17 protein-coding genes are annotated in these 18,491 nt (G+C 44.4%); 2 read left to right on the top strand and 15 right to left on the bottom strand.

From position 1 onward, the window contains the following. Positions 1-101: 101 nt before the first annotated feature. The 8 genes from ACOSVQ_RS12800 to ACOSVQ_RS12765 all read right to left on the bottom strand — a co-directional run bounded on the left by ACOSVQ_RS12800 (position 102) and on the right by ACOSVQ_RS12765 (position 7,984). Entirely contained in the window at positions 102-1,517 is a 1,416-nt protein-coding gene (locus ACOSVQ_RS12800; RefSeq protein ID WP_491982934.1) for an ATP-binding protein, read from the bottom strand. Further along, positions 1,507-2,163 carry a response regulator gene (locus ACOSVQ_RS12795; RefSeq protein WP_491982933.1) on the bottom strand — a complete coding sequence of 219 codons (657 nt, stop codon included), beginning with the start codon at positions 2,161-2,163 and terminating at the stop codon, positions 1,507-1,509. Before ACOSVQ_RS12795 ends, ACOSVQ_RS12800 begins: the two co-directional genes overlap by 11 nt. 2 nt (positions 2,164-2,165) lie before the next feature. Continuing rightward, positions 2,166-2,801 carry a tetratricopeptide repeat protein gene (locus tag ACOSVQ_RS12790; protein ID WP_491982932.1) on the bottom strand — a complete coding sequence of 212 codons (636 nt, stop codon included), beginning with the start codon at positions 2,799-2,801 and terminating at the stop codon, positions 2,166-2,168. 14 nt (positions 2,802-2,815) lie between these two features. Further along, a complete protein-coding gene (locus tag ACOSVQ_RS12785; RefSeq protein ID WP_491982931.1) occupies positions 2,816-3,625 on the bottom strand; it encodes an SDR family oxidoreductase in 810 nt (269 codons plus the stop codon). Between the two features lie 9 nt (positions 3,626-3,634). After that, entirely contained in the window at positions 3,635-4,318 is a 684-nt protein-coding gene (locus ACOSVQ_RS12780; RefSeq protein ID WP_491982930.1) for an iron-containing redox enzyme family protein, read from the bottom strand. Between the two features lie 51 nt (positions 4,319-4,369). Continuing rightward, entirely contained in the window at positions 4,370-5,848 is a 1,479-nt protein-coding gene (locus tag ACOSVQ_RS12775) for an AMP-binding protein (RefSeq protein ID WP_491982929.1), read from the bottom strand. Beyond that, positions 5,845-6,465: a thermostable hemolysin gene (locus ACOSVQ_RS12770; protein ID WP_491982928.1), complete on the bottom strand. Its 621-nt coding sequence runs from the start codon at positions 6,463-6,465 to the stop codon at positions 5,845-5,847. Before ACOSVQ_RS12770 ends, ACOSVQ_RS12775 begins: the two co-directional genes overlap by 4 nt. A 178-nt stretch (positions 6,466-6,643) precedes the next feature. After that, complete coding sequence (locus tag ACOSVQ_RS12765) at positions 6,644-7,984, bottom strand: DEAD/DEAH box helicase (protein WP_491983006.1); 1,341 nt, start codon at positions 7,982-7,984, stop codon at positions 6,644-6,646. A gap of 329 nt (positions 7,985-8,313) precedes the next feature. Here ACOSVQ_RS12765 and ACOSVQ_RS12760 point away from each other — a divergent pair, with 329 nt between their 5' ends. Next, the gene (locus ACOSVQ_RS12760) at positions 8,314-8,583 is read left to right on the top strand and encodes an Lpp/OprI family alanine-zipper lipoprotein (RefSeq protein ID WP_491982927.1); all 270 of its coding nucleotides are present in this window, start codon (positions 8,314-8,316) and stop codon (positions 8,581-8,583) included. A 151-nt stretch (positions 8,584-8,734) separates the two neighbouring features. On the opposite strand, the gene ACOSVQ_RS12755 is transcribed toward ACOSVQ_RS12760, so the two are convergent. The 6 genes from ACOSVQ_RS12755 to ACOSVQ_RS12730 all read right to left on the bottom strand — a co-directional run bounded on the left by ACOSVQ_RS12755 (position 8,735) and on the right by ACOSVQ_RS12730 (position 15,815). Next, on the bottom strand, positions 8,735-9,817 hold the full coding sequence (locus ACOSVQ_RS12755; RefSeq protein WP_491982926.1) for an AarF/UbiB family protein: 1,083 nt from the start codon (positions 9,815-9,817) through the stop codon (positions 8,735-8,737). Between the two features lie 221 nt (positions 9,818-10,038). After that, a complete protein-coding gene (gene fecE / locus ACOSVQ_RS12750) occupies positions 10,039-10,806 on the bottom strand; it encodes a Fe(3+) dicitrate ABC transporter ATP-binding protein FecE (RefSeq protein ID WP_491982925.1) in 768 nt (255 codons plus the stop codon). 3 nt (positions 10,807-10,809) lie between these two features. Next, positions 10,810-11,772, bottom strand: a complete 963-nt coding sequence (gene fecD / locus ACOSVQ_RS12745; RefSeq protein WP_491982924.1) for a Fe(3+) dicitrate ABC transporter permease subunit FecD — start codon at positions 11,770-11,772, stop codon at positions 10,810-10,812. Beyond that, positions 11,769-12,740, bottom strand: coding sequence for an iron chelate uptake ABC transporter family permease subunit (locus tag ACOSVQ_RS12740; protein ID WP_491982923.1), 972 nt, complete (start codon positions 12,738-12,740; stop codon positions 11,769-11,771). The genes fecD and ACOSVQ_RS12740 overlap by 4 nt, the downstream gene beginning before the upstream one ends. Positions 12,741-12,760: 20 nt before the next feature. Then, on the bottom strand, positions 12,761-13,660 hold the full coding sequence (locus ACOSVQ_RS12735; RefSeq protein ID WP_491982922.1) for a Fe(3+) dicitrate ABC transporter substrate-binding protein: 900 nt from the start codon (positions 13,658-13,660) through the stop codon (positions 12,761-12,763). A gap of 55 nt (positions 13,661-13,715) precedes the next feature. Beyond that, positions 13,716-15,815 (bottom strand): TonB-dependent siderophore receptor, encoded by a 2,100-nt coding sequence (locus tag ACOSVQ_RS12730; RefSeq protein ID WP_491982921.1) that lies wholly within the window; start codon positions 15,813-15,815, stop codon positions 13,716-13,718. 229 nt (positions 15,816-16,044) lie between these two features. Between ACOSVQ_RS12730 and ACOSVQ_RS12725 the strand changes: the two genes are divergently transcribed. Further along, complete coding sequence (locus ACOSVQ_RS12725; protein WP_102939772.1) at positions 16,045-16,686, top strand: lipase family alpha/beta hydrolase; 642 nt, start codon at positions 16,045-16,047, stop codon at positions 16,684-16,686. A gap of 54 nt (positions 16,687-16,740) precedes the next feature. On the opposite strand, the gene ACOSVQ_RS12720 is transcribed toward ACOSVQ_RS12725, so the two are convergent. Next, entirely contained in the window at positions 16,741-18,366 is a 1,626-nt protein-coding gene (locus ACOSVQ_RS12720) for a methyl-accepting chemotaxis protein (RefSeq protein ID WP_491982920.1), read from the bottom strand. Between the last annotated feature and the right edge of the window lie 125 nt (positions 18,367-18,491).

Raw genomic sequence — 18,491 nt, 5'->3', positions numbered from 1 at the left:
TGACATACTTGCTCATCTGGCTTAAGATGGCGTCTCATTGAAACGCCTCTAAAGCTTCAAATTTGTTATGGAAGAACCACGATTGTTTTGCAGAACAACGGCTATTTCTGCAGAACAACCAATAGCGTATTGCGGTTATCAGAACGAGGAAGCAGTTCAACGCTTCCTCCATGCAATTTGGCAATGTCTCTGGTGATCGACATACCCAGCCCTGCACCGTCACCTTTCTCTGTGTTCGCTCGATAGAAGTTATCAAACATTTTCTCTCGCGTTTCCGCTGAAATGTCTTTCCCCGTATCACTGACAAAGACTTTAACGGTCTCTTCTTGCTCTTCCAATCTAATGTTGATTTGAGATCCATCGCCAGAATAACGCATAGCGTTATCAAGAAGATTGGTGAGTAGCATTCTAAGCAAAGCTTCATCGCCTAGAACTTCGATATCATCACCTTCAAAAGAAACATCTTGTTGGCGTTTAAGTGCAAGCGGAACACGCTCTGCAATCACAGACTGACACAGTTTAGTAAGATCTATCGCTGAGAACTGCATCTCATGAATGCTCTCGACTTTTGCTAACGTCAACAGCTGATGAATCATTCGGTCAGTTCTGTCGATACCTTGCAGAATATTGTTTAAATCTGATTTCAGCTGTTGCTCGTTTTGGCTCATCATGGCGTTTTCTGCGTTGAGGCGCAGTATGGTTAACGGCGTTTTAAGCTCATGGGCTGCCATTCGGGTAAAACGTTTCTCTCTTTGCCATGCGTGGTCAAGTTCACTGAGCAGAGCATTGAGCGCAGAAACCAGTGGCGATAATTCCTGAGTGGGATTTGCGACATAAATACTGTCTAACTTATTGGCACTGCGCTGAGCAATCGCCAATTTAAGCTCTGATAGTGGTTTAAAGTGTTTATCAATCAGCAGCACCATCACCAGTGCCAAACACGGGATAAGAATCAACTGCGGTAAAGCGGCAGACAATGCCAACTCATGAATCATTTCATCGCGAATCGACTCTTTTTCAGCAACAAAAATATACTCGTGCTTAGTGTTCATCGCATTCGGAAGAGGGAGCTGGAAATATCTCCAAGACTCATTTTGTATGTCCATATAGCCGAAACCAGCGTATTTAGGATCATGCTTAAGGTTATCGATTTCTGGTATCGAACTCCAAATCAGTTCACCCGCGATATAGAATTGTACGAGAATATTTTGCTCATAAGGGTGCCCAAAAGGAGTTGGGTTATCATCATTTTTGGCTTGTAAAGCGATACGCTTCATCCAGTTATCAAACAGTTCTCGAGCATGCCCCGACTGTAATGGCTGTTCAGATATGGGCATGCTTAAAAGCAACATTTTTGCCGACTGACCAAGACGCGCATCGTACACTTCTTCAATTTCATGTCGTGACGAAGAGAAGCTGAATATGAGAGAAATCAGTATCAACACTGTGCTGAGCAGCACCGCTGATATGGTTAATCGCTTCTTGATAGAGAAAGTCGATTTCATGTTATTTTTCAATGATATACCCCACACCTCGGATATTTTTAATCAGGTTATTAGGAACCTTTTTCCGCAAATTGTGAATATGCACTTCAATCGCATTATCACTGGCTCCTTCATCCCAACCATGTAACGACTGTTGTAGTTGGTCTTTACTGAGCACTCTTCCCGCTTGAGTCATCAGCGCGGTAAGTAGTTTGAACTCATTATTGGTTAACTTTAGTCTATTTCCATCAAATTCAACTGCTTGCTCAGCCAAAGAGAGCGAAAGCTGTCCAACAACGATGCGTTCATCACAATATCCTGATTGACGGCGTATCAACACACGCAATCGAGCCATCAATTCTTCGAGTGCAAATGGCTTAACTAAATAATCGTCAGCGCCACCATCTAAACCTTTTACTCTGTCTTCAATATCGTCCCTTGCGGTCAATATCAATACCGGCAAGGTGTAACCAGCACGACGGAGATTTCGTAGAACCACCAGCCCATCGATGTCTGGCAAAGTCAGATCCAAAATAACAGCGGAGAATTGCTCTGTTCTCATCGCAACTTCCACACCACCGCCTCTGTCTACCCAATCAACGGTATAACCATGGCGACTTAGCGAAGTCACCATGGATTGTCCTAGTAATGCATCATCTTCAACTAACAGCAACCGCATGGTTATTGGAGTTCTCCTAATAATTTCGCTATTTCCTGCTGACGCCCCTGATCGGCAAGAGGACGGTCAGGACGCGGCGGAGCTTTCTGTGCTTTGGTTAGATATTGGATGGCTTCTTTTTTTCGCCCATCCTGCGCTAAAAAATCGGCATAAAAATAATTGGGGTCGATGCCGTCTGGATTAATTTCTAACGCTTTACGAAGCATCTTTTCTGCCATTTCATCGTCACCGAATCCTATTGGCCACCCCGGTACTTTGTAGTATAGCGAACCCAAGCTGGTATACGCTGAACCACTTAACGTTTCTGGAGCTTTGTCAATAACTTGCTCCAATAGCACCTTGGCTTCTTTGACTAAAGATAACGCTCCTAACCCACCATCAGCACCAGCGAGTGATGATTTATTTATCGCCAACCATACCTTTAATTCTTGGCGATTCGGTTCATTTTTCAGTGCTTGTTCATTGCGCTGAATTAAGTTTTCCAAGCAGTAAACTTGGTTATCGGTATCTTTAGATTGATACTGACACACTGCCCATTTTTTCTGAATCGTCATTAATGGGTCAGCCCCGTCGGCCAATGCTGACGTTGCATATCCCAAACAAATAGTAGCAGCTAAAGTTGATAGTAGAAATTTCATAACTCGTCCCTCAGTTACTTACCATGTACTTGATTAATAAAGTGATGGATGGTGTCTTGTTGTTTACGAATAGAGCTAGAAACCACGCTCGGTAGGATTTGGTTGATGCGAGCAAATAGCTTTTCAGGCCAACCAATCCAACGTGCCGCCTGCTCTTTTTCCAATATGTCTATCAGATGCGCGGCCACCACCGTAGGTGAATCGCTTTTATTGCCGAGTTGCTGATTCATCTGATTAACGAAGCGATCATTGAGAGCGGTATCTGTCGCTCTAGGAGCAAGATAAAGAGTGCGAATGCCTGAACCATCAAGCTCTCTGTCCAATGCTTCACTGAAACGTTGTAAACCCGATTTAGACGCACAATAAGTGGTGTAACCGGGGAAACCAATCGAGCCAAATGTAGACCCCACATTAAGAATGATTCCCGGACGGCTAATCCATGAGAGGGCAGATTGACTGAGTAACATTGGAACTAACAAGTTCAAACGCATTTCGAGCTCAATAGAGGCTGCATTTCTCTGAGCGAGAAAACTGAACTGATTGCTGCCCGCATTGTTGATCAAAATATCGATGCGCTGTCCTTTGAGAGAAAGGTTTACACAAGTTTGCTTAACCTTTTCAAGACCAGCATCGGTCGACAGATCGGCGACTAATATTTCATGCTGATGCGGAAACTCTAAGCTCTCTTTCAAGGCTTGCAACTTGTTGCTATTACGCGCGACTAGAAGCAGTTTGGCACCTTTAGCTTCGAGTGCTTTCGCAACTTCTTTTCCGATGCCACCAGAAGCGCCAGTCAACAGTACACGTTTATCTTGCAGTTCCATAGTCGTTCCTTAAGCCGCATTCTTCATCGCTGATGGAGTCAGATCCTTCAACATCTGGCCATAGAGTTGAAACACCATATTCGCAGAGTCTATGATCACAGCTTGGTCTTGTGCGTCTGTAATTTGGTTCATCAAATTCTCGAACAGTTGGATATGGTCTTGGTCCAATACGCTGTGAGAGGTTAAATAGCTCATTGCGTTATCTGGTAGATTCAGGGTTTGTTTAACTAAAGCCGCCACTTGACCGCCAACACCGACACTGGTGCCTTCCAGCACCCAAACCATGCCAAAAAACGCGATAGGATTGCCACGGTCAATTTGGTTGTATAAATACGCCACCATCAGTTCGATAGCAGAACCGACGCGACCATTGCCTCTGTTTGCTCTTACTGCATCAGCATTCGCGCCACACGCTTTTATGTCATTTAAGATCCATTCATGATGGCCTTTCTCTTCCTCGATATATTCACCGATAGCCTGACGCAACCATTCGTATTTTTCAGGTAGGCGACCACCACAGGCCATCAACAGCGGGACCGTATGTTTAACATGATGGAATGCCTGAGTGAGAAAACTGACATAGGTATCGAGGTCAATTTCACCGCGGGCACAAGCTGCAAAAATAGGAGCTTGTAACATCTGCTGTTGAGCGGCTTGAGTTTCTTTTTTAAGGGTTTCAAAAAATGCAGTCATGGCTTTCACCTCATCATTCTAATAATCAAATTCATTAATAAAGCTGTTGTTTTATTCTTGGATTGGCGTGACGGTTCGCGAAATCTCGCCGTCAGCGTTGCTCAACATCCACTGTTCAAATCGGGCACGAATTGGACGTCCGTTACTGGTGTAAAACCCTGGAAGTGTGCGAAATCCTTGTCCTGTGATTAACGTTTTGATTTGCGCATAGTCAGGCAGGCGTTGATTCAGTGTTTTTATGGCTGCCACCACCTGATCAACGCTCTGATTTTCAATAATGGCTGTGAGAGAATCTTCACCATCACCAACGAGCACCATGCCATACAAAGCCATGAATGCTTGTGCTTCCGACTCCACCCATTCTGGGGAGATGTTGCGTCCAAATGCGGTAATAATTTGATTCTTCTTACGGCCATCAATTACGAGGAAGCCCTCTTCATCCAAATGCCCCAAATCGCCGGTGGCATACCAATCTTGTTCAAATGGCTGATTGACATAACCTAATGCAACACAGCCAGAAACATAGATTTCACCATCATTGGAAACTTTCACATCAATGTGTGGCAGTGGCTTACCGCTTGTCCCTGCTTTATAGGCAGAAGGCTTATTTAAGCTCACCACAGATGCGTTTTCAGAAAGTCCGTATCCTTCATAGGTTGGAATGCCCAAGCTGTGTGCCATTTCCAACAGTTGAGGTGAAACACGCGCGCCACCAACAGCAACGAATTCTAGATTTCGAGCTAAAGTTGGCATTGCTCTAACGACTTCAATCAATGCCATTAGCAAAGCAGGAGTGAGCACCAAGCTGTTCGGTAGGTACTTCGCCAATGCCAACGCAAATTGAGATGCGTTAAACGAACTTGAGCCAGTAAGCCCAACTTGTGTGCCTTTCAACACCACTGACGTTGCGCCCAAAATAAGAGGAACGTAGATACCTGTAATATTTTCTAAAAGTGTAGAAAGCGGCAAAAGCACGAGATGCCTTTCGCAACTTACTTCGGTAGCAATGGTGTCTGCCAAAGATCGACTGACCTTTGATAGCTGATTTTGACTCAAACAAACGCCTTTCGGATGTCCTGTTGAACCCGAGGTAAAGGTAATTTTCGCTGTATGTGGCAGCAAAGACTTAGTTCCTTCAACAGTGCGTTTCCAGATACTCAAATCTTCAACTTCACCGACCATTTTCATGTCAGACGAAGCGTTTTTCGCCCATATGTTCCAGTTTCCCACTAACAGGTCTGCACCTGACTCTTGCAAAATATGCGTCACTTGTTCAGTGGTAAAAAACAGAGGAACAGGGACGTTAGGGATATCCGCATACAAAGCAGCAAGGTCGGCAATGACCCAATCAAGGCTGTTGTCTGCACGAAGAGCAATACAATTAGGTGAATATTGAATAAGTTGCTCCGCAGCTTCTCGAACTCTCACCAATAGGTTCTGGTAGGAAACCTCTTCAAACTCGCCAACAAATGCGATTTTGTTCGGCGTATCAATAGAATGGCGAATCAGAGATTCAATGATCATGTTCATAGAGCGCCTCCACGAGCACGTAACACTTTTTCAGCAAACAGTACTTCTAAGTGAGCCAATCCATGCTTCAAGTTACCCGCTACAATACGCGGCTGGTGCTGGTAATAATTGCCCCATGTGTAGGTTGCATCTGGAATTCGTGAAGGGTCTGCTTCGGCTAAAATCGTTGTTTCTAAACCAAGGCGAGACATCATGGCATAAAGCGGATCTGTCGCTGTGAATATGCACCATTCGTAGCCACTTTCTACCAACTTCTGAGTCATCAAAAGGAAATGGAGTGTAGAGAATCCTTTTGAAAATGACGCCAGTTGACCGAACTCAATCAATTCACCGCGGTCAATTTCACGTTCAAATACTTGGCTTAAAATCGTATCCGCAGGTTCATCAAGATATTGTTCAAGGAATAGTGATTCGTCACTAGCTACACGGAAACCGCACAGTGAACGAACTTCATCGCCTTCCATCAATGCCATAAACGTTGGCATAAAAGAATTCAAATGAGCATCAAAAGCCAATGAATAACGCTGAGAAATGTAGTTTTCGATGTCGCTACGTTGTGGATGTAAACGGTCAATAATCTCAAGCTTAAATGGGTGAGATGGAAAGAAATCTGCCATACAAGAAGCCCTCTCTGCTAGCTATAGAGGGAGCTTAAATAAGTAAACTTAAGGAAAGCTTAAGAATAGGATTTTTTTATCCTGTCTGTTTCTTAAGATGAGAGAGTGATGAATATGAGCGGAAACAAAAATGCCGCTAATATAGCGGCATTGATTCATTATTTAATAATCCGATTGATTATTCTTCGTCTACTTTCGGCGCAACTTTTTTCTTAGGAATGAACACGTTGTCACCGACAGCCACGTTTTGGTAGAAGCTCTTATCGCGTTTAACTGGTTTCTTAGCCACGTTCTTCGCTTGTGTCTTAACGTTCTTAGCTTGGCCTTGATCTTTACGAACAGGTTGTCTTGGTTTAAGACCTTTAAATTTGCCAACTAAACCTTCTAGCTCATCGAATTGAATGTCTTGTTGCAAGAAGGCTTCGACACGCTTGAAGCTATCCCAGTCTTTAGGACCAACGAGAGAAATTGCATCACCTTTGTTACCCGCACGACCGGTACGACCAACACGGTGCACATATTCTTCCGTGTGTTTTGGCATGTCAAAGTTGATAACGTGAGTTACGTTAGCAATATCCAAACCACGTGATGCTACATCCGTCGTCACCAGAATCTTGAACACGGTGCGCTCAAACTGACTCATGATGGTATTGCGTTGTGCTTGGTTTAGACTTCCGCTCAGAGCGACTGCTTTCAGTTTTTTCTCGTTCAGTTTCTCGGTCAGACGCTCAGTGTCAGCACGAGTTGCTGTAAAGATAATAACTTGACGGTAGTCAGCATCGTTTAACACACGATCGAGTAGCGCTTCTTTGTGGTCTAGGTGATCACATAGGTAGAAACGTTGACGAATATCTTTGTGTTGTTCGTTAGAAACACCTACCGAAATACGACGTGGATCGTTCAGCATTTCAGCGGCAATATCGTTAACTTCAGCGTGGTCTAGCGTTGCAGAGAACATCAAAGTCTGACGACGACGATGTTTTGCAGCTTTATGAATATGACGAAGCTGAGGCGCAAAACCTAAATCCAACATGCGGTCAGCTTCATCAAGGATCAGAGTATCGACACCATCTAAAAACAATGAACGGTGCTCAAGGTGATCCGCTAGTCGACCTGGCGTTGCCACGATAAAACGAGGGTAACGACTTAATGCTTTCACTTGGTCGTTAAAGTTTTCACCACCAGTAATCAACGTACCTGTGTAACTTAAACCACCCAACATCACGCGTAGTTCACCATATACCTGTTTTGCCAGCTCACGAGTTGGCAGAAGGATAATGGCACGCGGATCTTTCGCTGAGAAAGCCTTTGTTTTTAAAGCTTTGTGCAGTGTAGGAAGCAAAAAGGCTAGTGTTTTACCGGAACCAGTTTTAGAAGACGCCAATACATCTTTTCCTGCAATAGCAACAGGAATAGCGATCTTCTGGATTTCGGTCGCTTGTTTGAAATCATAGTGAGCTAGGTTTTTCAATAAGCGATTGTCTAAGCCTAAATCTTTAAACTGCAAAGGATTCTCCAAATCAGTGGGGTAGCCGAACACATGTGGCTAAATGGTCAAAATCAAAGCGCAGTATAATACCGCGAATAGTGCGCTAATAGATAGAGATCACAGAAAATAATCTCTTCGTAACAGTTAAATAGTATATGCACTACAGTCAAATTTGGTGCTAAAGTATTTCTTAGCAGTAAGAATTCACACAATCATTTGATTCATTGACATTATTTTGGGTTATTTTGACTTTTACTAATTAGGCGAAGCGTAAAATAGTGTCTACACTATAACTCGTCACTATATGGAAAAGAATGTATAGGACGTTTTTGATATTTACATAAAATCAAGGAGTTCATATGAACAAGATGTTAATCGCGGCAGCAGCGTCTTCTGTACTATTACTAGCAGGTTGTGCATCAGGTCCTGACGAAGCAACGACAGCAAAACTGGACGAGCTAAATACTCAAGTTAGCCAATTAAACGACGAAGTTGCAGCACTTAAGAGCGAACACGCAGCTCTAGAATCTAAAGCTACTGCAGCATCTGATTCTGCAATGGCAGCACAAGAAGAAGCTGCACGTGCAAATGAGCGTATCGACAACATCGCTCAGTCTTACACTAAATAAGACCCCAACCCAACTGCAAGCAGATGAGTTTTCTTAAGCCTCCAACTTCCTCTATGGGAGTTGGAGGCTTAATTTTTTCGCAATTACTGGTTTGAATCGCTCACCTTTGACCAGCAACTCTTGGCAAAAATTTTTCCCTTCATCTTTCCTATCACAATTGATACTTCTGCGCTAAAAGACGTTTTTCTTCATATCGCTTAATCAATTCACTCTGTGATTTACCTTTGTTGCCATAAAACAAACCTTCATTAGCAGATAAGTAATCATAGTTATTTTCCAGTACATCCAACACTGCGTTGATTCGTTTAAGGGTGGTTGAAGTGCAAGAATGACCATCAATATCATCATCGATGTCGAGAACATGAGAGCGGAATGACTCAAGTTGGAAAAGATGCCAAAGCGCTTCGTCGTTTACTAAAGCAGTTTGCCAAGCAGATAGAATGCTTTCAAAGTGATTAATAACCATGACTTTTGCTTGATGAGCCTTCAGCCATTTGACTTTTTGCTGATAGCAATTCACCGCTCGTTGTTTCAGCGTACGATAAAGTGCCAACTGTTCTACTAAAGGCTGCTCTCTCTTGAGTAGCCAACCAAAAAAGAAACGGGTTTCAAAACGTTCGACCATGTGGAACAATGGGTCTGTGATGCCGTTACTGTTAAACTCACTTTTAGGATCAAACGAATACATATAACCGAAATCGAACAACCAAAGCTGTTGTTCTTCATCTACAAGCAAATTACCACTACAAAGATCCCACTCCATTAAACCATACTCTTCACAGGCTAAAAGAGTGCTGAACAGCTGCTCCATCAAATCTGATGTAATTTCGCTAATGTGCTCACCCTCAATCCACGGCGACAGGATAATCCCCAAGCGATAATTAGCATAAATCGTTGGCACTATATGTGCGAATCGTTGGGCTGTCTCGGGATGCTGTTTGAGTTTTTGCAGATCATTACGGCGCTGAACTTCGTTTAAAAATGAATACTGACCATCCAAATTAGCCACTTTTGCCACTTGGCGACGCTTCTTCAAGTTGTACTCTTTACCATCGATTCTTAAATGGTATATTTCTGCCGTCAGCCCTGAGCGAATCACTTTTAGAACCAATGGCGAGTCTTCCGTTATTGCTGCAAGTAGAGAAGGTTGCAGAGGACAAAGCTGCTCGTTACCTATGATTATGTTCTCGCAACTCTCATCAAACTCTTTCTGCTGTTGTTGTCTTAGATTCATGATGCTATCTCGTCGTTATTGGTATTTATTATCGTTTGAAGTGTTAATAAAACCGTAACTGATGAAAAAAACATCATACTTTGCATCGAAATTACAGGAGGACATTGAAAGAAGGAAGTGCTGAAGAGAAGGCTGAGAAGCCTCACTTTCCCAAGAGGGAAAGTGAGGGAAAACCATCAGGCTATTTGAATAAAAGGCTATATGACTAAAAGACTGTATACCTAGCAGACAATACACATAGGTGTTTGCGTAATTGGGCATTGATGAATTTGTGCGTCTAGCTCAAACACCTTTGCAAGCAACTCAGACGTAAGAACAACATCCGGTGCTCCTTCGCTCATCACCTGCCCTTCCTGCATAACGATTAAATGATCGCAATAGCGGCAAGCCTGATTGATATCATGCAAAACCGTCACTATTGTTTTACCTTGCTGATTCAACCTACGCAGCAGTTTCATCAACTCCACTTGATGATTCATATCGAGATAAGTGGTTGGCTCATCAAGCAATACGTATTCTGTGTCTTGAGCTAAAGTCATAGCTAGCCAAACTCGTTGTCTTTGGCCTCCGGAAAGATCGGTAACCGCTCGTTCTGCGAAACCATCAACTCCAGTGGCTTTCATTGATTGATCAACAATTGCTTTATCGTGTGCAGACAATTGCCCCCAGAACCCCGTGTATGGGCTGCGACCATACGAGACTGCGTCACGAACAGTGACACCTTCGGGTGGCTCTTGAGATTGAGGTAATAGCGCCAATTGTTGTGCTAATTGACGTGAAGATATCTGTTCAATCTTCTCATCGTTCCACAATACAGCTCCACTTTGCGCTGACAAAATTCTCGAAAGCGCCTTCAACAAAGTTGATTTTCCACAGCCATTTGGCCCTAACAGAGCGGTAATTTTACCTTCAGGAACGGTTATGTTTACTCCCTTTACGATTGGGACTTTGCCATACCCGACAACAAGATTTTCAGTCGTTAACGCCATGAGTTATCTCATTTTGATTAATAGATATAAGAAGTAAGGAGCTCCGAGAATCGCCGTCATAATGCCCGCAGGTAGCTCAATCGGCGGGTCAATGGTTCGCGCCACCAAATCCGCAACAAGAAGCAAACTCGCGCCGACTAACATGGATGTTGGCAACAATGCCTGATGTCGCCCTCCCACCAATTGTCGAGCCAAGTGCGGAGCAACTAAACCAAGAAAGCTAATCGGTCCGCAAACCGCCACCGACACTGAAGTCCAGAGTACAGCGACAAACAGCGCACCCGCCCTCACCCAAGGTACAGAGATACCTAAGTTGCTGGCTCTTTCATCACCGAGAGAGAGTAAGTTCAGCGCATGACTTAACCACAAAACGACAGGAGCCAGAACGAGCCATGGCAATATCATCGAAAGTTGTGCCCAGCTTCTTCCCCACAAACTTCCCGTCAACCAAAGCAATGCATTGTTGATTTCTAGCGGCTGAGTCAGGATCAGAAAATCGATACCACTGCTGTATAACGCTGCCAGCGCAACACCGGTAATTGCTAGGCGGACAGGCGCGGTATTTACACCGCACACTAACGCAAGTAAGAACGCAGAACTTATTCCGCCAACCAGCGCCGCCAAAGGTAACCAGTAGACAGAAACCGACGGAAACAACGTCATCATAGCCACCGCAGCCAACCCTGCTCCGTGGCTTACGCCCAAAATATCTGGCGACGCTAACGGGTTTCGAATTACGCCCTGAATCAACACACCAGAACTTGCAAGCATTGCCCCCACCAGTATGGCAATCAGAGTTCGTGGTAAACGGTATTCGTGAATAGTGAAGTAATGCTCGCTGCCAGAAAATAGCCCTTGCCATACCTGTTGAGAGGCTAAGTTAACCGCACCAAAACTCAGGTTAGCAACAATTGCGATAGCAACAAAAACGGTCAGAAAGACTTGCGTACGTAGAACTGCATTCATCGCTTCTGCCTTACTAAATAGAGAAAACAAGGCGCACCGATAATAGCGAGTACTGCTCCAGCAGGTGTTTCGGTTGGAAAGATAACCGCACGGCTGAGAACATCAGCGCCGATAGTTAACACCGCCCCAAGCAACATAGTCACAGGCAATAGTATTCGATGATCGTAGCCAACCAACAAGCGGGCGATATGCGGCACAATAAGACCTACAAAAGCAATCGCCCCAACACTGCTGACACTAACGCCCACCAACACCAAAACGGATAGAGCAATCGCCGCACGTAACACATTAAGATTCACGCCAAGGCTCTTTACTCGCTCATCCCCCATAGCTAACAAATTCACTTTGGGCGCAAGTAATAAGCTGAGTATTAAGGCGCTAGCCAATACCGGTGAGCTCCATGCCCATGTATCCCAGCTTGCGTGGGCGAAAGACCCAGCCAACCACACCATTACGCTGGCAGCCTGATCCTCTACCAAAATCACACTCGCTTTGGTTAATGCGCCACATAATGCGGATATCGCAATGCCCGCTAAAACCAATTGACCTCTTTCAGCACCCATTTTCCAAGCACCGCCGAGAACCATAACCAGCACCCAAGCAGCAAGGCCACCGACCATCGCGGCAATTGGGCTTGAAATAATGTCCGTTGAGAAAACCGTGGTCGCCAATGCGATCCCTAAAGCTGCACCCGCGTTAACGCCAAACAAACTCGGAGACGCCAACGGATTACGGGTTAAACCTTGCATCAATGTGCCAGCACAGGAAAGGCTTGCACCTACAATGGCAGCCTCAAGCACTCGTGGCAGGCGAATTTCTTGAACGATGACATGAGCAATAACATCAGGTTGAGGCGACCAAACGCCAACAATCGCATCTATTGCAGAGACGGGGACGGCTGAGTAGCTAAATAAACCAAGCCAAACCATCAAAACAAGTCCAACAATGAGCGTGGTAACCACACCCATTATTCTCATTTTGACATGCATTAAGACTTAACCAACTTCAACAAGTCTGCTGCCATATATTCCGCAGCAAGAATGCCTCGGCATCGAGCCCACATGTTGCCATCAACATGAAAAACTTGTTTGGCTTTTACAGCATTAAGCACATTCCATAATGGCTGTTTCTGCCACTGTTTTACGATGCTGTTTTGAGTGTAATCACCAACAATCAGATAATTCGGGTTAATTGCCAAAAGCTGTTCAAGGCTGATTTGGCGTGAAGCGTTTTCATTTTTTAACCCTTCTGGAGAACTTAACCCTAGCGCTTGAATCACACCACCCGCGTAAGACTCCGACGAGTGCGCAAAGAAATCATTTTCGCGTGCAACACCAAATTGCACCGTTTCATGCTCAAGCCCGTGTAACTGTGTTGCATAGTCCTGCATCAATTGCGCGTGCTGTTGCAAACGTTGCTGCATTTCAACATCTTTACCAATCACTTTACCGATAATCGCCGCGGATTTTAGGTTGTCTTGATAGGTCTCTCGACGAGAAGGAAGTAAAAGTGTTGGCGCAATTTTGCTTAAATCGTTATACACCGCTGAGTGTCGATCTACGTCGGCGATAATCAAATCAGGCTTTAACGACGCAATAACCTCTAGACTTGGTTGAGAACGAGTACCGACAGATTTCCATTCTCCCAGTTTTTCGCTCACCGCCGGAAGCAACCGACTAGCATCGTTATCATCCGCAATACCTACAGGGCTCACCTCGACGGCGGCCAGAGCGTCAACAAAAGAGAACTCTAACGCTACGATTCTTTTGGGCGTTGAGTTAATAGTAAATTCCCCGTGACTGTCAGTAACAGTTACAGCTGAAGCAAAGAAACTTGCGCACCAAGTCGCGATCATCGCGCTGCGTATAAACCAAGAAAACCATTTCATCATCAATACCTTTTGGAAAAATAAAGAGCCTCGAACAAATGAGGCTCATAAAAAATTAGAACTCGTAATTAGCCGTCAAATAAATACGGCGCTGTTCACCTGGGAAATGCCCTGTACGGTCGATAAATCCACTCACTGCGTACTCTTTATCAAACAGGTTTTTTACATTCAGTTGGAACTGCCACTGCTGCCAGCGTGTTTGCCATGATGCATCAAATACTGTGTAGGCTTTTACAATCTGACCGCTTTGGTTGTACTGCTCACTAACATGATCCGCACCGAAACCAACGGATGAATTCAACATGGTAATGTCATAGCGCGTCCATAACCCCAACTGGTGATGGGGAGCATTCGCAAAGCGAGTTCCAACGCTACCCGAAATACCGTCATAGGCTTGCTTCACACGAGTGTCGTTGTAGGCGTAGCTTAGGTTTGCCGTCCAGTTCTCGGTTATATCCGCCAACATATCAACTTCAACACCCTGACTGCGGACTTTGCCGTAAGAGACCAAACGAGTGTCATCATCGGGATCAGTTTGAAGAATGTTCTCTTTAACCATGTGATAGAGAGCCAAATTGACATTAAGTGCATTGTCAAACCAGTAACTGCGTACACCCGTTTCGTACATCAGGCTCTCTTCAGGATCAAACGGGCCACCATTTGAATCAGCTTGATCAGAAGCATCCTGTGGTACAAATCCGGTTGCGACTACTGCATAAGGGTGTAGATTCGGATTAATTTGATAGGTAGACCCTAAACGATAGGAAAGCCCTGAACCTTGATACTCACTGATAGAGTTTTCTACTAGGTCGTTAACTTTGTCTTCGAATCCGTCAACACGAACACCAGAAAGTACATTCCAACGTTCAGTAAGCTGCCATTGATCCTGCACGTAGGCTCCGTAACGTTCGGAACTCGATTCCGTCTGCTTTGACAGCGTGAGGGTATAACCCGAAGTATCCGCACCGTATTCTGGATCTGTCAGGCTGATTCCCGTTACGCTCTTATCAACGTAATAAACATAATCTTCATTAAGTCGATAGTAATCGCCACCAAACAGCACAGTGTGGCTACCCAACTCTGCAACTAAGTTAGCAGACAGTGAACCCGCTTGGTTCTCGCGCACTTGGTCACGGTACTGACGCTTACTCCAGTCATAGACACCATCGCCGTCAGTATCCACCAATCCCATAGGCTCATGGTATTTCTGCGTCTCTTTATTCTCGTAATAGCGAGCCGTAATATCGCCACTTAACCAAGCGTTAAAGTCATGCTCAACTTTAATTTGGTAAACCTGTGCTTCGAGGTCTTGATAGTCAGAAGCCTCGTTAGCGTTCCAGTTAATATCTGCAAGGAAGTTGCCTTCATCATCAGTTGGAATGCCCCGTAAACGAGCACCACCGTAATGTTGAATGATGTCTGTAAATTGAGTTGTCACTGTTGTGGTATCACCTAAGTCCCACGCATAACCGAGGTCGATAATTCGATTACGAACATCGGTGTTGTTGCGTGAAGGATTCTCGTGATCTTGATAAATCGCGACACGGTAGCGTTGAGTTTCATCCTCATTTGCAGGACCAGAAAGCTCTACACTGCCACTGGCGAAATCTTGATTTCCTGCTGTAACAGAAACACGACGATGAGCCTCGTAAGTGGGCTTCTTGGTCACATAGTTAATCACGCCACCAGGCTCACCACTTCCCATCACCGCTGACGAAGGTCCTTTCAATACTTCCACTTGCTCAATATTGAACAGCTGTGGAATGGAGAAACCATTAAACGGGTCTCCTCTCACGCCATCATAAAGAATTTGATCCTGACGAAAGCCACGAAAAGTGACACCGGAATAAGAGTATTGGCTTACACCGCTGATTGAACGGTATAAATCCGTAATTTGACGAGCGCCTTGATCTTCGATCAATTGCTGTGGAAGAACCTGAATCGACTGAGGTGTATCGTCAATCGCCGTCGGTGTTTTGGTTGCAAGACTGGTTTCTTGTGAACGATACAAAGAAAGCGCGCGACCATAAACTGTCACCGTTTCAGCCTCATCAGTAATGGTACTTTGAGTGCTGTCATCTGCGGAAAATGCGGGGGAAGAAACCGCCGCCATCATCGCTAAAAAAAGAGAAGAGTAGTTGAATTGAGCCTTCATGGGGTTGTGTTTATAGCTGATTTATATTTAGAAGGCTTGCGAATCTAACTGAGTTTTATTCTCATTACAAATGATAAATTAAGTACTAATACTTATTTATTATGAATAACTGCAATATACGCATCGTATTTGACGATACGATAAATCAAGGCTTTGACATGAGTATCGGCATCATTATATTAACTTCATTGCATTATGTTCGGCTAATTCAGGAACTCAGAGATAGCGTATGAAAGTGATTATTCTTCACGGGCTGTACATGCACGGTATTGCGATGTTGCCACTTAGCCAACGTCTTGAAAAACTGGGTTATGAAAGCCAAGTCGTAAGCTATAACACCGTGGCGATTGATGAAAACAAAGTGTTTTCAGCCATTGATAAAGCGCTCGATCACAAGCAAATCAATATTCTTGTAGGACACAGTTTGGGTGGTGTGGTGATCAAACGATATCTCGCTTCACGCAAACCAGATGCAAACTTAATTTCCCATGTCGTCGCATTGGGGTCGCCGATCAATGGCGCTTCTATCGTTGGCAAAATTCAACAGATGGGTCTAGGTATGTTATTGGGAAATTCAGCGAAGTTTGGGCTGCAAAAGCACGAAGATAAATGGGATTTCCCGCAAAAACTGGGAAGCTTAGCTGGCACTATTCCCATTGGCGTACGTTCATTATTAATGGGGAGAGATGCGGCTCATTCAGATGGAACAGTAACCGTCGAAGAAACTAAAATTTCGGGAATGACGGCGCACCATTTGGTACGAAACACTCACACCAGTTTGATTTACAGCTCAGGCGTCGCAGAACAAATCGATCACTTCATACGTCATGATAAATTCGAGCAAGAAAAAGCCCGAATAAAAGCGGAATGAATAGGCAAGTTTACTTTTATCCGGGAAAAAGTGCAGGTTTGGAACGAAATCTGTTTAAACGGTAAAAGCTCCTATGTACTGTTTTAAGTGTTCTGTTTGAGCTTGTACCGCGTGGTAAGTCTCAGTAGTGTCACTAGCGATGTTCTCAATATCTAAAGAAGACTGACTGATTGCTTGGACGCTGTTATTTACGTTCACCGATAGCAACTGCTGGTCTTGAGCAAGCTTTGCTATTTGGCTGTCCATGTTGGCAATTTCTTCAGCAGCAGCAACGATGGCATGGTAAGACTCACCCGCTTCCGTGACTTGCTGTAAGCTCACGCCAATTTGTTGTTGGCATTGGCTCATTAATTCTTGTGCGTTGGTGGCTTGTGACTGCAAGTTGTCAATAATGCCGCCAATCTCATCAATTGAGTTTTGTGTTTGCTGGGCAAGTTCTCGCACTTGATCAGCGACTACAGCAAAACCGCGACCACTTTCACCAGCTCGAGCCGCTTCAATTGCAGCGTTAAGCGCAAGTAAATTGGTTTGTTTAGTAATATTGCTAATCACATCTGAAATGACGCCGATATCAAAACTCCCACGGTATAAACCTTCGATGACTTCGCCAGTTTGACCAATCAGCTTAGACATATTCTCTGTGCGCGAGATAGAATTCACGATGCTCTGCTCACCAATTTGCGCTTGTTGCTTCGCCATTCCACTCTTTTCTGATGCCTGTTGAGTGACTTGGTCGATGTATTGCGTATTCTCTGTAAGCTCTTGAGATGCTCCAACAATCTGACCAATCTCTATTTTTTGTGCATCAACACTCTGCTGGGTGTGAGCCACTTTTGCTGCCAACTCTTCAGAGACTAAATCCAGTGAATGAACACTCTCTTTCACGGCAATGATCAAATTAAGCAGGTTCTGTTGCATGCTATTAAATGCGGTAGCAGCCTGCCCAAATTCGTCGTTGTAAAAATCTTTGCTTGCCAGCGATGCTTGTAATTGCCCCTGTCCAACCACCGACATGTGTGCTTTTAGTTTATTGAGTGGGTTCAAAACTCGCTTCGCTGTGTAATAGCTAAATGCCACCAGCAAAATAACCACCACGCTCGCAGCAATCACTGACCACTGAATAGCCTGCTCGATGTCGGCTTGTTTACTCTCTTTTATCGCGTTTGCTTCTTGCTCTAAATCGTTTTGTAACTGAGTCAGGCGATCAACAATGGCATTAAAAGGCGCAAGCATTGGACCTAGCATCTCTTTGCGTGCTTCATCCATTTTGCCTTCATCAATTAGGCTGATGTAATGCTGTTGCATCGCTCTGTAACCATCAATGCGACGCTCAAAATCGTACACCGCAGCTTGGATATCACTGGTATCCGCTAGAGCCTTCATACGTTTCAACGAATCATTTACTTTCTTGTCATTCACTCCGATGGTATGAACAATCTGCTTATGCTGTTGTTCATCCGAAGTCAAACCGTAGTCCAACGCAAAACGACGGTAAGTTACTGTGTAGTAACGAAGATCGGAAACCGTCGTCATCAAACTGACATTTCGGTCTACAACGTTACCAAACTGAGACTGCACGCGAGTCAAAGTAAACAAGAGATATATGGACAACGCGACAATAGCGGCAACGGCTATGAACGCATTTCCCCGAACCAAATTTGTAATTGAAAAAGAACGCATAAAAATGCCCTAACGACCTAACAACGGGCAAAATTTAGCAGAAACGGGATGAGAAATATGTCCGATTAATCCTATTACTTTGATAGAAAAAACCTATAGAAAAGGCCCAAGAGGTCCCTCTCTTG

This window comes from Vibrio sp. HM8-C, from assembly GCF_058630515.1.
Note: the sequence above shows the minus strand (reverse complement) of the source record. Positions and strands in the feature narration are given on the sequence as shown.